Origin of the sequence: Actinoplanes cyaneus (genome assembly GCF_016862095.1) — a bacterium.
GTDB lineage: Bacteria > Actinomycetota > Actinomycetes > Mycobacteriales > Micromonosporaceae > Actinoplanes > Actinoplanes cyaneus.
Map to the genome: position 1 here is coordinate 38,822 of NZ_BOMH01000019.1, position 14,795 is coordinate 53,616.

8 protein-coding genes are annotated in these 14,795 nt (G+C 71.1%); 4 read left to right on the forward strand and 4 right to left on the reverse strand.

Features of this window, described 5'->3' with window-relative positions; all coding sequences use genetic code 11:
* Position 1: 1 nt before the first annotated feature.
* The gene (locus Acy02nite_RS13915; RefSeq protein WP_203740764.1) at positions 2-1,048 is read right to left on the reverse strand and encodes a winged helix DNA-binding domain-containing protein; all 1,047 of its coding nucleotides are present in this window, start codon (positions 1,046-1,048) and stop codon (positions 2-4) included.
* Between the two features lie 159 nt (positions 1,049-1,207).
* Between Acy02nite_RS13915 and Acy02nite_RS13920 the strand changes: the two genes are divergently transcribed.
* Positions 1,208-4,666 carry an aminoglycoside phosphotransferase family protein gene (locus Acy02nite_RS13920; protein ID WP_203740627.1) on the forward strand — a complete coding sequence of 1,153 codons (3,459 nt, stop codon included), beginning with the start codon at positions 1,208-1,210 and terminating at the stop codon, positions 4,664-4,666.
* Between the two features lies 1 nt (position 4,667).
* Here Acy02nite_RS13920 and Acy02nite_RS13925 read toward each other — a convergent pair whose 3' ends face one another.
* Together Acy02nite_RS13925 and pgi are read right to left on the reverse strand one after the other, a co-directional pair.
* Entirely contained in the window at positions 4,668-5,420 is a 753-nt protein-coding gene (locus Acy02nite_RS13925) for a class I SAM-dependent methyltransferase (protein ID WP_239174775.1), read from the reverse strand.
* Positions 5,421-5,485: 65 nt separating this feature from the next.
* Positions 5,486-7,114 carry a glucose-6-phosphate isomerase gene (gene pgi / locus Acy02nite_RS13930; protein ID WP_203740631.1) on the reverse strand — a complete coding sequence of 543 codons (1,629 nt, stop codon included), beginning with the start codon at positions 7,112-7,114 and terminating at the stop codon, positions 5,486-5,488.
* 138 nt (positions 7,115-7,252) lie between these two features.
* Between pgi and Acy02nite_RS13935 the strand changes: the two genes are divergently transcribed.
* From Acy02nite_RS13935 to Acy02nite_RS13945, 3 genes are all read left to right on the forward strand, one after another.
* On the forward strand, positions 7,253-9,178 hold the full coding sequence (locus Acy02nite_RS13935) for a glycosyltransferase family 39 protein (protein ID WP_203740633.1): 1,926 nt from the start codon (positions 7,253-7,255) through the stop codon (positions 9,176-9,178).
* Positions 9,179-9,284: 106 nt separating this feature from the next.
* Complete coding sequence (locus Acy02nite_RS13940; protein ID WP_203740635.1) at positions 9,285-10,625, forward strand: SWIM zinc finger family protein; 1,341 nt, start codon at positions 9,285-9,287, stop codon at positions 10,623-10,625.
* Positions 10,622-13,327: a DUF7824 domain-containing protein gene (locus tag Acy02nite_RS13945; protein ID WP_203740637.1), complete on the forward strand. Its 2,706-nt coding sequence runs from the start codon at positions 10,622-10,624 to the stop codon at positions 13,325-13,327. The genes Acy02nite_RS13940 and Acy02nite_RS13945 overlap by 4 nt, the downstream gene beginning before the upstream one ends.
* Positions 13,328-13,675: 348 nt before the next feature.
* Here Acy02nite_RS13945 and Acy02nite_RS13950 read toward each other — a convergent pair whose 3' ends face one another.
* Positions 13,676-14,722 (reverse strand): glycoside hydrolase family 26 protein, encoded by a 1,047-nt coding sequence (locus Acy02nite_RS13950; RefSeq protein ID WP_203740639.1) that lies wholly within the window; start codon positions 14,720-14,722, stop codon positions 13,676-13,678.
* Positions 14,723-14,795 lie beyond the last annotated feature (73 nt).

The following is a 14,795-nucleotide window of genomic DNA, read 5'->3' on the forward strand; positions in this document are numbered from 1 at the left end:
TTTAAGCAAGTCTCTTAACAGTGACGGGAAGTCCGACAAAGGCCCCGTACGGCTGCAGCGCCTCCTCGGCGGCCACCCAGTCCCCGGCGGTGAAATCCGTCAGCGGCGAGACCACGATCGACACCGCCTTGCGGCCGAGCGTGCGCTTCCAGATCGCGCGGACCTTCCCGTCCTGCACCAGCGTGGACTTGAAGATGCCGTTGCCGCCCGGGACGATGCTTTTCAACATCTCCGGCGTGGCCATCATCGAGCGGTCCTTGTAACCCAGCATGTACTCGTCGAAGCCGGGCAGCGCGTGCCAGCCGCGCACCGGGCCCGCGTCCAGAACGGCCGGGTCCGCCCACATCTCGGTGCCGTCGACGTCGACCTTCGCCAGGCCGGCCGCCGCGATCCCGGCGCGCGCGTCCTTCATCGGGAGCATCGTCCAGCCGGCGAAGTCCTTTGCCGTCGTGGGGCCGTGACCACGGAAGTAGCGGTGCGCGAGGATGCCCAGCGCCTCCTCCCGGGACGGCGTGTTGCGGCTCGGCGCCCACTCGTCGAGAAGCACGAACGTCTGCTCGGACCCCTCGTTCGGGGCGATGGCCGTCACGCCGCGCTGACTCGCGTACCACAGGAGGTGGTAGCCCAATTGGCCGCTGACCTGGACGCCGCCCTCGTTGAGAGCGGCCACGCAGGCCGATCGCGTCAGGCGGCCGCCGCCCGTCAGGGTGGCGCCGAGGATCTCGGCGGCCCTGTCCGCATCCGCCTCGGAGAGGCCGAGGAACTCCCGGCGTTTCGCCGCGCCGGCCAGCGCGCGGACGCCGGTGAGCTCGAGCATCCAATGCGCGTCGGCGGACGGGATCAGGTGCACCGTGCCCCGCATCGGCCACGTGCGCACGACGTCGCGCCGCTCGGTGTCGGCCACGACCTCCGGCAGGGTGCGGCCGGGCAGGCGGGAGCCGAGCGACCAGAGCACGCTGTTGAGATCCTGCGCCTGCATGGCGCCGAACCACTCGGTGATCTCCAGGGTCGACCCCTTGGTGACCCCGCCGAGCAGCAGGCCGGTCATGCGAAGGCTCAGTGCCGTGTTGACGTCCACGGCAGTGAGCCTAGGAGGAGGGCCCGACAAAAACAGGCTCTTCCATCACGATCACTCCTGTCAATCTTAGGGAACCGCTCGGAAGGCACCGTCCAGATAGGATGTGTCTCCTCACGGGGGAGACGATTCTTGCTTCAGCCTAGGTATCGGCCCGGCGCGAGCCGCCGGCCTTTCGTCGATCGGGAACAGGCCCTCGGCGCTTTCCAGGCGATCCTCGATCAGGTCGGAGCGGCCGATCCGGCGACTGCGGTCCCGGCGCCGGTGCTCACCATCACCGGAGTCGGCGGGATCGGCAAGTCCCGGTTGCTGACCGAGTTCGGGAACCGGGCGACCGGGGCTCATCCCCAGGCGACACTCGATCTGCAAATCCCGTCCCTGGGTCAGCAGGAGAACGCGCTCGCCACGCTCCGCGCTCAGTTCGGCGCCGCCGGCATCGACTTCCCGCGCTTCGACATCGCCTACGCGGTCTGGTGGCAACGGCTGCACCCCAACCTGCGTATCTCCAAGGACGGCTTGGCGCTGGTCGAGCACAGCGCCATCTTGACCGAGGTGCTGGACCAGGCAAGCGGGGTCCCGGTCTTCGGGGCGAGCATGCGGCTGGTCGAGTGGGCGACCCGCCGAGTGAAGAAGTGGCGGTGGATGAGGACCGACGAGGCGATCCGTGAGCTCGACACGCTCACCCTCACCGAACTCGCCGACGCGGTCACCTACCTGTTCGCGACCGAGCTGGCTCAGGGCGGTCGTGCCCGTGCGCCCTTCCTGCTGTTCATCGACGCGTACGAGGCGCTGGCAGGCGGCGCCGAGCGGCTGGGCAACGTGACCGCGCGCGACGGCTGGCTCCGCGACCTGCTCGGTCAGCTGCGGCACGGCGTGGTCGTGGTGGCGGCCCGTGAACCGTTGCAGTGGCACCGCCATCATCCGGACTGGGGTTGGCGCATCCACCGCGAACACATCGAGGACCTCCCGATGCAGCACCGGATGACGCTGCTCGAGGACTCGGGTGTCGCCGACGTGACGGCCCGTCGCGTGATTGCACAGGCCAGCGCGGGCGTGCCCTTCTACCTGCACCTGGCCATCGACTCGGGTGATCCGGTCGGCGCCACGCCGGAGTCGGTGCCGGTCTCCACCGACACCATCCTGGAGAGGTTCTGCGCTCACGTCGACCCGGCGCATGTCCGGCTCCTGGAGCTGATCAACGTGGCCCGGGTGTTCGACGAGAAGATCTTCCGGCGGATCGCCGAGGAGTACGGGCTGCCAGGGCACCGCCTGATGTGGCAGTCCCTGACCGACTACTCCTTCGTGTCGGCGACCGGCGAGCGCCACCAGTTGCACCAGCTGATGGTGCACGCCCTGCGCCGGCGACTCGACCCCGCGGTGACTCGCGACCTGCACCGTCTGCTCCACCAGGTGTGGGACGATCGGGCGGTGGCCGCTTCCTCCTCGGCCGAGACTGCCGCGGCGCTCCGGGAAGCCGCTTTTCACGGCATGCGGGCCGGTTCACTCGCCGCAATCGACCTGCTGCGTTATGCCGACCGGATCCTCGCCCGAGGGGTCCAGTCGGAGGCGGACGGCCTGCGCACGGACATCCAGGAACACCTCGCGACCGCGGAGGACACGGATTCCGAGCAGCTGAACGCATTGGTCCGGCTCCTGTCGGCTGAGATCGCGCTGCTCCGGGGTGACGCGGCGACCGCGGGCCAGGCGACCGGCGAGATCCCGGAACAATATGACACAGAGATCAACGCCCGGCTGGCGGTGGCGGCCGCCCAAGCCGATCGCATCCTCGGCAACACCGCACGGGCGCTCGGGATCTACGAGTCGGTCTGGCGGGACGCCACTGGCCAGGCGGCGAGCACGGCCGGTCTCTGGGCTGCTGACCTGCACATGTGTCAGGGCAGGGCGGCGAAAGCCATCGGGCTCGTCACGGAGCTCCAGCGACGGACTCCAGCCGAGGACCACGAGTTGCACGGCCATCTGGCCCGGCTGCTGGCCCTGACCTATCAGTTCGACTTCGACTACGGCCCGGCAGCCGAGCACATCGCCCGGGCGCACGAGCACTACCGGCTGGCGGGCTCCGACGTGGGTGTTGCCGACGTCGCCACCAATCGTACCGAGATCCTCGCCCACGCCGACCCGGCCGCGGCTCGGGTGACGGCCGTGGAGGCGACCCGCCTGCAGCGTGTCCTCGGCGCGGTGCACGAGCTCGGCAAGATCAGCACGGCGACCGCCATCGCCTGCTTGCGAATCGGCGACCTCGGCGCCGCACATCAGGCACTGGACGAGGCCGGCGGATATCTGGAGAGCAGCGGCTACCGGTCCGGACGGGCACGCGCCGAGCTGGTTCGCGCCTTCGTGTTCGCCCGCGAGGGCCGGTTCACGGATGCCGCCGGCGCCGCGACGACAGCCGTGCAGGAATTGCGGGCCGTTGAGGTCTATCCGACGCTCGTGCTGGTCGCGGAGTTTCTGCTCGACTGGATCGACCGCCCGTCGCCGATCGTTTCCGAGGCCGCCCGGCAGGCACGTTCGGCCCTCCGCGCGGACGACCGCTGGGAACGGCTCGAGGAGCGGATCGCGGCTGTCGGAACTGGGCTGCTCGGCGCCGGGGAGGTCCCGCCGGACGTGCTGTACCGCATGGCGCTCGAACGCGGTGGCGAGTCCGGCTACTACAACCGCAACGTAGGCGTCGCGGTGCCGGCCGGGCGTCGTCTGGTGCGGATTCCGCTGCACGGCGCCGATGACATGGACTTGCGGATTTGGCACGAGGCCGACGTGCTGGCCGGCATCCACGACCGGGTTTCCGGCGCGCCCCTACTCCATTTCCGTACGGAACGGCCGGCGTTCCAGATCCACGAATTCATCGAGGGCGACCTCCTCGATCGGGCAGCGCCCCGTGGTCGACCGGTCCCGCCGGGCGTTCTCGATGATGTCGTCCGGCTGTTCGGCGAGCTGAGCGCTGTGCCCCGGGAGGTGATGCCCCCGCTGCCGGACGGCTGGCCGCAGGATGGTGACTGCCCCGGCTTCTTCGATCGACTCATCGAGGTGACCCGGCGGGTCCACGTGCGTCACCACGACGTCTATCGGCAACTGTTCCGTGAGTTCGGATTCCCCGAGGATCCGCTGGACCAGTTGACGTCTGGTGTACCAACGCTCACCGGACGGGGGTTCACCCTCCTTCACTGCGACGTCCACCGCAAGAACGTCATTGTCTCCCCCACCGGCTGCCGTTTCATCGACTGGGAGCTGGCGCTCTGGGGCGATCCCGTATACGACCTGGCTAGTCACCTGCACAAGATGGGTTACCTGTCGGCCGAGGAGGCGCGCCTGACCGCGCTCTGGGCGGGGGTCCTCGGTCCGGCGAACCCGACTTGGCAGGAGGACCTGGGCACCTACCTGGCGCACGAACGAGTGAAGTCGGCGATCGTCGACACCGTGCGATATGCGCAGGCGGTGGCCTCCGGCGCATACAGCCCGGAGTGGGTCGACGACGCGATCGCGAAACTGGTCGGCAAGCTGGACGCCGCGTACGCGGTCTGGGGAGACTTCCGGCACGCGGATCCCGCCGCAGTACGCCGAGCCCTGGGTGGCTGAGTCACCCGAAGACGACGAGGTCCACCTGGTCCACGACCGGCCGCGGCTCGTTCTCCGCCGCGACCGCGGCGCGGAGCCGGCCCAGCCCGTCGGCGAACTCCTGGTCGCTGAGCCGGCGCAGCGGGCTCCGCGCACGAAGCTCCACCTGACTCAACAAGTCGGCGAGGCTTGCCGCGGAAACCTGCGGAATCACCTCGTGGCACTGCTCGCGCAGGCCCACCCGGTCGAGCGCGTCGCTGAGCGCGGCCAGCGCCGACGATCCCTCGCCGGCCAACCGGCGCAGGCCCGGGAACCAGTGATGCAGGGGCGGCGGCCGGTCCTCGTCGTGGAAGCCGCCGCGCAGGAGCACGCGGCCGCCCGGCCGGAGGACCCGGCGAAGTTCGGCCGCGCACGCGTCGAAGTCGACGATGTGGTGAGCGACCTGAGAGGCCCAGACCGCCTGGAAAAGACCGTCACGACACGGAATCGCCTCGGCGCGGCCACCCACGAGGTGCACCCGCGCGTCAACCGGGCGGGGTATCACGGCACGCATGTCGGCGGAGGGCTCCACCGCTGTCACCGGAACGCCGAATGTGAGGGCCAGCGCCGCCGAGAAACGCCCGGTGCCGGCGCCCAGGTCGAGGACCGGCTCGGCGTGGCCGGGAGGCACATTGCGCCGGGCAGCCCGCATCCACGAGTCCACCGCGTCGTCGGGAAGCCGGCGCCCCCGCTCGTATCCGTGTGCGAGGGGACCCTTGAACAGGATGGGTTCCATCACTCCCCACTCCGGAAAGTCGCGGTGCCATGGCGCGACCGCCACGGCACCGCGACTTCGGTCGATCAGCGGCCGCGCGCGGCCCGGTACCTCTTGATCAGCGTGTTGGTCGACGAGTCGGCGTCGTCGGCCGGCGCCTCGGCCGAGGTCAGCTTCGGCGCGACCTGGTTGGCCATGGCCTTGCCGAGCTCGACACCCCACTGGTCGAACGAGTTGATCTCCCAGATCACGCCCTGGGTGAACGTGATGTGCTCGTAGAGCGCCACCAGCTGCCCGAACGTGTGCGGCGTCAGCTTGTCGGCGAGGATCGTGGTCGTCGGGTGGTTGCCCTGCATCACCCGGTGCGGCACGACAGCGGGCTTGGTGCCCTCCGCCTCGACCTGCTCGACCGTCTTGCCGAACGCGAGCGCCCCGGTCTGCGCCAGGAAGTTCGACATGAACAGGTCGTGCATCTCGCCGATGTCGTGGTTCGGCCGGCTGAACCCGATGAAGTCGGCCGGGATCAGCTTCGTGCCCTGGTGGATCAGCTGGTAGAACGCGTGCTGGCCGTTGGTGCCGGGCTCGCCCCAGAAGACTTCGCCGGTTTGGAAGCTCACCGGGGCGCCGTCGAGGCGCACGGACTTGCCGTTGCTCTCCATGGTGAGCTGCTGGAGGTAGGCGGCGAAGCGGTGCAGGTACTGCGCGTACGGCAGGACGGCGTGCGACTGCGCGCCGAGGAACGTGTCATACCACACGTTGAGCAGGCCGAGCAGGGCCGGGACGTTGCGCTCGATCGGCGTACTGCGGAAATGCTCGTCGATCTTGCGGTAGCCGGCGAGCATGTCGGCGAACTGCTCCTTGCCGATCGCGATCAGCACGGACAGGCCGACCGCGGACGGCAGCGAGTAACGCCCGCCCACCCAGTCCCAGAAGCCGAACATGTTGTCGGTGTCGATGCCGAACTCGGCCACCTTGGCGGCGTTCGTGCTGACCGCCACGAAGTGCTTGGCGACCGCGGCGTCGTCGTTCAGCGTCGCCAGCAGCCACGTGCGCGCCTCGCGGGCGTTGGTCAGCGTCTCCTGCGTGGTGAACGTCTTGGACACGATGATGAACAGCGTCGTGGCCGGGTCGAGGTCACGCGTCTTCTCGTACAGATCGGTGGGGTCGATGTTCGAGACGAACCGCGCCTCGATGTCGCGCTGGGAGTAGTCCTTCAGCGCCTCGTAGGCCATGACCGGGCCCAGGTCGGAACCGCCGATGCCGATGTTCACGATCGTCTTGATCCGCTGGCCGGTGTGCCCGACCCACTCGCCCGAGCGCACCTTGTCGGCGAACGCGCCCATCCGGTCGAGCACCTCGTGCACGTCGGCGACCACGTCCTGACCGTCGACGACCAGCGACGCGTCGCGCGGCAGGCGCAGCGCGGTGTGCAGGACGGCGCGGTCCTCCGTGACGTTGATGTGCTCACCGGCGAACATCGCGGCGATCCGCTCGCTCAGCTTCGCCCGGCCGGCCAGCGCGAACAGCGCGCTCAGCACCTCGTCGGTGATCAGGTTCTTGCTGTAGTCGACATACAGATCGGCGACCTCGGCGGCGTAGCGCTCGCCACGCTGCGGCTCACTGTCGAACAGGTCACGCAGGTGGACCGCCGAGAACTTCTCCGCGTGGCCCTGAAGTGCCTGCCACTCGGCGCTGTCGGAAACGTGTTCGCTCATCTCTCCCACTCCGGACCGGACCTTCGACACTTCGCCCATCGTGGCACGGACCGCTGCCAGACGCGGCGAACTGGGGCTCATAGGCGACCCACAGATGGATCACAGAGCCGCCGTAGCCACGCACACGAGGTTAGTCCCATGACGACCACCACCCGCCAGCGTGTCCCCTTGGTCACGCTTTTGCTGGCAACCGCGGTTCTGTACCTCTGGGATCTCAGCGCGTCCGGCTGGGGGAACAGCTTCTACGCCGCCGCGGCGCAGGCCGGCGCGCAGAGCTGGAAGGCGTGGTTGTTCGGCTCGCTCGACGCCGGGAACGCGATCACCGTCGACAAGCCGCCCGCCGCGATGTGGGTGATGGGCCTGTCCGCGCGCATCTTCGGGGTGAACAGCTGGGCGATCCTGGCGCCGCAGGCCCTGATGGGCGTGGCCAGTGTGTGGCTGCTGTATCTGGCCGTCACCCGCTGGTTCGGGCACGTCGCCGGGCTGATCGCCGGCGCCTCGCTGGCGCTGACCCCGGTGGCGGTGCTGATGTTCCGCTACGACAACCCGGACGCGCTGCTGGTGCTGCTGATGACCGCGGCGGCGTACACGACGGTCCGCGCCACCGAGCGGGCGAGCGCCACCTGGCTCGTCTGGACGGGGGTGCTGCTCGGCTTCGGCTTCCTGACCAAGATGATGCAGGCGTTCCTGGTGCTGCCGGCGATGGCGCTGGTCTACCTGGTCGCGGCGCCCACGACGCTCGGCGGGCGGATCAGGCATCTGCTGCTCGCCGGGCTGGCGCTGGTCGTCTCGGCCGGCTGGTTCATCGCGCTGGTGTCACTCTGGCCGGCGTCGTCCCGTCCCTACATCGCCGGCTCGACGAACAACACGCTGTGGGAGCTGGCGCTGGGCTACAACGGCCTGGGCCGGATCCTGGGCGGCTCCGGCAACGGCGGCGGAGGGGGCGGCGGGGGCGGCGGCAACACCGGCTTCGGCGGGGCGACGGGCATCGGACGGCTCTTCGGCGAGTCGATGGGCACCGAGATCTCCTGGCTGCTGCCGGCCGCGCTGATCGCCCTGGTGGCGGTGCTCGCGGTGACCTGGACCGCGCCACGGACCGACCGGGCCCGCGCCGGGATGCTGCTGTGGGGCGGCTGGCTGCTGGTCACCGGCGTGACGTTCTCCTACATGAGCGGCACCATCCACCCGTACTACACGATCGCCCTGGCGCCGTCGATCGCCGCGCTCGTCGGCATCGGGACCCGCGTGCTCTGGCTCTACCGGGCGCAGGCGTGGGCACGGATCGTGCTCGCCGGCATGATCCTGGCCACTGCCGGCTGGGGCTGGGTGCTGCTGGGCCGCACCGACTGGATGCCGGCACTGCGGTGGGCCGCGCTCGCCGCCGGCATCATCGCGGCGCTCGCCCTGGTCGCTCCGGCCGCACAGCTGCGCAGAATCGCGGTCGTCGGGATCGCCGCCGGCCTGCTCTCGGCCGGCCTGGGCACCGCGGCCTACGCGACCGCGACGGTCACGGTCGCCCACACGGGCTCCATTCCCAGCTCAGGGCCGTCCGGCACGTCCGGCATGGGTGGAGGTCCGGGAGGCTTCTCCCGTACGGACGGCGGCGGCGATCGTGGGAGCGCCCCGACGGGCGACGCACCACCGGCGAACACCCCATCGTCGTCCTCCACCGATGGCGGGCGCGCCGGCAACGGAGGCGCGATGGGTCGTGGGGCAGGCAGCAGCAACAGCGAGCTGAACGCGCTGCTCGAGGCCAGCACGACCACGTGGTCCGCGGCGGTCAGCGGGGCCACCTCGGCGGCCGATCTGGAACTCGCCTCCGGCACCTCGGTGATCGCCCTGGGCGGCTGGAACGGCAGCGACCCCTCCCCCACGCTCGCGCAGTTCCAGGCGTACGTGGCGGCGGGCCGGATCCACTACTACATCTCCGGCGGGGGCATGGGCGGCGGTGGCGGCGCGGGCGGCGGCACGACCGAATCGTCGCAGATCGCCACGTGGGTCTCGCAGAACTACACGGCCACCACGGTCGGCGGCACGACGGTCTACGACCTGACGGCGAAGTAGACAGCAGCCGTTCCCCGCGCCGCACGGGCCCCGCGACTCGCTGGTCGCGGGGCCCGTGCGGCGGCGGCGCGGGAAACTGTCGTACCCCTGTTCTAGGTTTCCGCGCATGGTTACCGCGGCTTACTCGTACCTCGGTTCGTCGACTCTGGACGACGGCCTGACCTTGCAGACCTCCGGCGGCCCGGCCGCTCATCCCCGTTTCTTCAGCGGTTTCCTGACCTCGCCCGGCGCCGCGGCGACCGGCCTGCTGGCCGTGGCCGAGGTCGCCCGCACGCGGTATTTCCGTCCCCTCCCGCCGGCCAGCCTGGACCCGGTGGTCACTGCCGGCTCCGACCGGCTGCGGTTCGAGTCGTTCTCCGGCTGCTGCGGGGTCTATGCGCGGCTCGACGTGCTCCCCGGCGGGCTGGACGGTGAGATCGTCGCCCACGGCACCACGAACGTGGACGTCAACCTGCCCCTGCAGCGCGCGCTGACCAGAGTCGGCCGCTCCGATCCGATGCACGTGGCGGTCGGCCCCGACGACCTGACCGTCACGACGTTCGACGGGCCGCTGGTGGAGAGGAAGGTGCCGCTGCCGTCCCGCTGGCTGCGCGGTTTCGCCGAGGCGCAGGTGCTGACCGCCCGCTTCGACCCGCGCGCCGAGATCGGCGTCGCCGAGGCTCGGGCGCTGTTCAATCGATTGCCGGCCACCGACAAGTCGGTGCTCTGGGCGGTCCCGGCCGGTCGTTCGCTGCGCTTCACGTCCAGGCCGGCGCCGGGCGCGGTCTGCCTTCCCGGCGCCGGGCGGCTGGCGGCCCTCAAACCCTTCTTGCGGTACGCGACGGGCCTGCGCGTCTACGGCCCCGCCGTGGCCGCCGGCAGTCAGCCGGTGGCGAGCACCTGGGAGCTGGCGATGCCGGCCCTGCGGTTGTCGCTGACCCTGTCGCCGGAGCCCCATCGTGGCTTCTCCGGCGAGGGCGCGGTCCTGGAGTCGCTGGCGAGCGACGAGGTGGCCGACGACGCCGACCTGGTCAGCGCCCTGCTCTCGTGGGATCCGACGATCGATGTGGACTCGCTGGCCACCGCCTCCGGGCTGGATTCCGCCCGGGTCCGTGACGCGCTGACCCAGCTCGGCACGGCCGGGCGGGTGGGTTACGACGTGGCCGAGGCGGGCTACTTCCACCGGACCCTGCCCTACGCCGCGGACGCCGTCGAGAAGATGAACCCCCGCCTGGCCGGGGCGCGCGCGCTGGTCCTGGCCGGCGGCGTGACCGTCGGCGGCGAGGTGTCGGTGGTGGTCAGCGCCGACGAGACGTACCACGTGCGCAACGAGTCGCAGTCCTGCACCTGCCCGTGGTGGGCGAAACACCGCGGTGGCCGCGGCCCGTGCAAGCACGTCCTCGCGGTCCGGATGGCCCGCGCCGGCGAGACCGCCGAGACGATCGCGAAGGCCGAGGCCACGGCATGACTCTCACCTGGGAGATGCTGCAGGATCGGGCCCTGCGCGGTGACCCGGCCGGCCTCCTCACGCTGCTGATCCGCGCGCCGGAGCAGGAACGCCTCGCGATCGCCGGGGACGTCGAGGCCGGCATCAGGAAGTCCGATCGTGACGCCTGGTGGCGTTCCGAGAGCGCCCCCGGCTACGCCAATCCGAACCCGGGATACGCACTGGCCGTGATCGGGTGCATGCCGACCGCGGCCCGGGCCGCGGCCCTGCTGACCCGCGGCAACATGCGGACCTGGGCCACGATCGGCGCGCCGCGGCTGACCGAGGTCGCCCGGTTCCGTCAGATCCCGTGGCAGGGGGAGCTGGGCCGGCGGATCGCCGAGCGGCTCCCGGCGCGGGACGCCGACGGGAATCTGTGGCCGGTGATCTCCGCGCTGCTGCAGGCCGGTGACGCCGAGCCCCCGATCACCGAGAACGTGGTCCGTGCCTGGCACGCCCACCTCGTGTCGGTCCGGACTCACCGCCGGGACCGCAGCGCCCCGCCGCCGCTGAGCATGCGGCTGCGCGACGATCCGCACCGCGACGTGCTGTTACCCGGTCTCTTCGAGTTCGCCGGCCTCGGCGCGGACATGTCCGGCGGCTCCTGGAACGAGACGACCGGCTCCTGGAGCAACGAGCCGCGACTTCCGGGGATCATCGCGTACCTGATCGGCGAGGGCATTCTCGAACGCAAGACCTATGTCGACCTGACAGTCGACCGGCTGTTGCGGGGCGGTAAGCCGAACGAGCTGCGTCCGTTCGCGCTGCTGCACGACGCGCTGGAGCCGACCGTCGACGAGTTGTCCAGCCATGCGCTGGACTACGCGCGGTTGCTGCCCGAGGCGCCCGGCGCGGTCGCGACCCTCGCGCAGAAAGCGTTGCGCACCGTCGACGACGCCGGCCGCCTGGAGCTGGAGACGCTGCTCGACACCAGCGGGCCGACCCTGGTCCGTAAGGAGAAGACGCTGGTCAAGGCTCAGCTCACCTGGCTGGAGCGGGTGGCCCGCCGGGAGCCCGCCCGGGCCGGCGAGGTGCTGGAGACGGTCGCCGCCGCGTTCGGCCACCCCGCGCTGGACGTGCAGGAGCGCGCGCTCGTCCTGATCGGCAAGCAGATCGCCGCGCTGGACCCGGGCACCGTCGCCCGGCTCGCCGACGCGTCCGCGGTGCTCGCCGGTGACCTGCCGGCCCGAGCCGCCGGGCTGTTCGGCGTGGCCGCGCCGGTGACCGGCGACGAGGTGCCGGAGCTGCCGCCGGCCGCCCCGCCGGCCGCGATGCCGCCGCCGATCACCACCGCCGCGGAGCTGGCGGAAGAGCTGGTCGTCCTCGTCCACGAGAGGTCGGCGATCCACTGGGAGCGGGTGCTGGCCGGGCTGGTCACGCTCTACGCCACCGAGGGCTCGGCGACGCTGCGGGCGGCGTTGCAGCCGGTGCTCGACCGTTACCCGGGCCACTTCGCGGAAAGCTCCTGGAACCGGACCGAGCCGCTGCTGCACCTGGGCGTCGCGATCCACTCCGTGATCGACCCCGGCAGATCCGGCGGGTTGTGGGGGCGGCTGGTCACCTCGGTGCGCACCGCCTGGCAGGACGGCCGGCGCGGCGGTCACGACTCGGCGCTCTCCGCCACGCCGGACGGTGTGCTCGGGCTGCGTGTCGCCGAGCTGGCGACCCAGCTGACCCGCACGATGGTGCCGCTGATCATGGCGACGCCGACGCACGTGACCGGCAGCGTGGACCCGTCCGTGCTGCTGGAGCGGCTGCGCCGGGCCGAGGCGGAAGGCTGGCAGCCGTGGCCGGTCGACTTCGAGCAGGCGCTGCTGCGGCTGCCCCGCCGGACCGATCCCGGGGTCGTAGCCGGGGCCACCGCGCTGACCTCCCCGGCCGGGCGGCAGTTCGCCGCCTGGCTGACCCGCGGCGGCCTGCCGGACCCGGTGACCCGGCGCTTCGAGCAGACCCCGGACACCGGGCGCCGGGACCACTGGGCGCGGGACGTGCGCCGGGTGGTGGCGGCCATGAGCCCGGCCCGCGACGGTGGCCTGCGCCTGGAGCGCCAGCTGCTCACGCTCGCCCCGGCCGCGCACCCGGAGGCTTATCCGGACACCTTCCACGAGTCCGGTGACGTGCTCACCATGGTCCTGCCGCACCATCGGGAGGCGGCGGCCGCCTGGGTTCTGCCCGAGCTGGCCGCGATGGCCGACCAGGAGCAGCGGGCCGGCGCCGAGGTGCTGCCGCTGCTCGCCGAGTGCTCAGGGCCGGTCGGGCCGGCGCTCGCCTACGGTGTCGCGTACGGGCTCGGCGCCCGCCACCAGGAGAACCGGATCGCCGCCGGCGACGCGTTCCTCACGCTGGCCGGGCGTCCGGAGCCGTTCGCGGCGGCGGTCGGCGCGGCGCTGACCGACCTCGGGGCGGACGGTGTCCTCAAACTGTCCCGGGTCGTCCCGGCCCTGACCGACGTGCACCGCGCCGGGGCTTCGGTCGCGCTGTGGGAGGTGCTGGCCGCGGCCCTGCCGGGTCTGCTGCCGGCGGCGCCGCGTGGCCTGCCCGATCTGCTGGAGCTGTCCACGCAGGTGGCGCGGGCGGTCCGGGCGGACTCCCGGATCGCGGGGCTGGCCGAGATCGCCGCACGCGACGGTTCGAGCAGGCTGGTCAAGGAGGCGAGGCGGCTGCAGACCGTCCTGGGGCACTGACCCTCACCGTCGCTGGGGCGCGCTCGTTCCGGGATGCGCGCCGGTTCCGGGATGCACGCCGGCACGCGTCGCCGACCGGCGGGGTCTGCCGACCGGCCCGGCCCCACCTCAGGCTGGGCGGCAGACCGAGGAGCACGCACGGCTCGGCTGGTGCTCACGGCTGTTGTCGGCCGCCGATACAGCCGTGAGCACCAGCTCACACGGTCCGGCTGGTACTCACGGCTGTTGTCGGGCGGTGCTTACGGCGGGTGGAGCGGGCGGCGTACGTACGCGGGAATGGGCGGAAATGCGGAAACGCCGCCCGGGTGGGGGACCCGGACGGCGTTTCCTCAGGGGGAGGGTGGAAGATCAGCCGAGCTTCACGTCGAAGATCGGGTTGGCGGCCAGCTTGCGGAACGCGGCGAGCGAGGACTTGGAGCTGTCGATGCTGATGTCGCGGTCGCCCTCGTCGTCGTGCTTGGTGTCGAAGTGCACGATCGCCTTGATCGCCGGGCGCTTCTTCAGCTCGTTGAGGACGCTGTTGTAGGCGGCCGACTTGTCGGTGGTGCGGCCGACGCGGTGGTAGGCGCCCCACTCGGCGACCATGACGGGCTTGCCGGCGTGCTTGGTGGTCGCCCAGTCGTACCAGCCGAGCGTGCCGCCCTTGGCCTTGCGGTCCAGCAGCGAGGCGAAGTTGCCGTAGTGGTAGTAGCCCTTCTCCACGGAGACGTAGGAGTCCAGGCCGACCCAGTCGACGACGTCGTCACCGGGGTACAGGTCCTTCCACCAGGACTGCGCCATCCACTTCTCGTTGCCCATGTACGCGACGACGTTGATCACGTTCGACACGCCCTGGGCGCGCAGGCGCAGGATCGTGTGGCGGTACATCGCCGCGAAGTCCTTGGCCTCCATGCCCGAGCCGGCGCGCGCGACGACGTCGTTCTCCGGCTCGTGGTTCAGGGCCAGGAAGAACTGCTTGCCGTACGCCTTGGCCCGCGCCGCGAAGGCGTCGATCCGCTTGTCCTGCTGGCCCTTGGCGACGGCCGCCCAGGTCGTGCCGTACGCGATCTTCCAGTTCTCCAGCAGCACCCGCGGGCGCGCCGAGTCCTGGGTCATCGCGATCTCGGCCTTGGTCGGAAACGGCTCGTTGCCCTTGTGGTACTGGTGGAAGATGGCGGCGGTCCGGCCGCTCGCGTTCTCCCACGTCTTCAGCGCCTGGTCACGAGGCGCGCTGGTGAAACCACCAGCCGCACCGCCCCAGAGAACGCCACAGGTCGGGACCAGCTTGGCGCCGGTCTTGCACCCCGTGTCGGCAGCCTGCGTAGCGGCCTGTGCCGGCGTCCCCGTCACCGCGCCGGCGAAACCGGCAGCGAGGGCGGTGAGCGTCAGTACGGTCTTGCGCAGCGTCGACTTCAAAATCAAATACCCCCCGGTCTGTCCGGCGGCGTTGTCCGCCGGGCATGTGAAAGAGATTCCAGGGCGACGGGTG

Coding starts and splice junctions, on each gene's coding strand:
- Acy02nite_RS13915 (WP_203740764.1), bottom strand. CDS start 1,048: ATGACCGGCCTGCTGCTCGGCGGGGTCACCAAGGGGTCGACCCTGGAG.
- Acy02nite_RS13925 (WP_239174775.1), bottom strand. CDS start 5,420: ATGGAACCCATCCTGTTCAAGGGTCCCCTCGCACACGGATACGAGCGG.
- pgi (WP_203740631.1), bottom strand. CDS start 7,114: ATGAGCGAACACGTTTCCGACAGCGCCGAGTGGCAGGCACTTCAGGGC.
- Acy02nite_RS13935 (WP_203740633.1), top strand. CDS start 7,253: ATGACGACCACCACCCGCCAGCGTGTCCCCTTGGTCACGCTTTTGCTG.
- Acy02nite_RS13940 (WP_203740635.1), top strand. CDS start 9,285: ATGGTTACCGCGGCTTACTCGTACCTCGGTTCGTCGACTCTGGACGAC.
- Acy02nite_RS13945 (WP_203740637.1), top strand. CDS start 10,622: ATGACTCTCACCTGGGAGATGCTGCAGGATCGGGCCCTGCGCGGTGAC.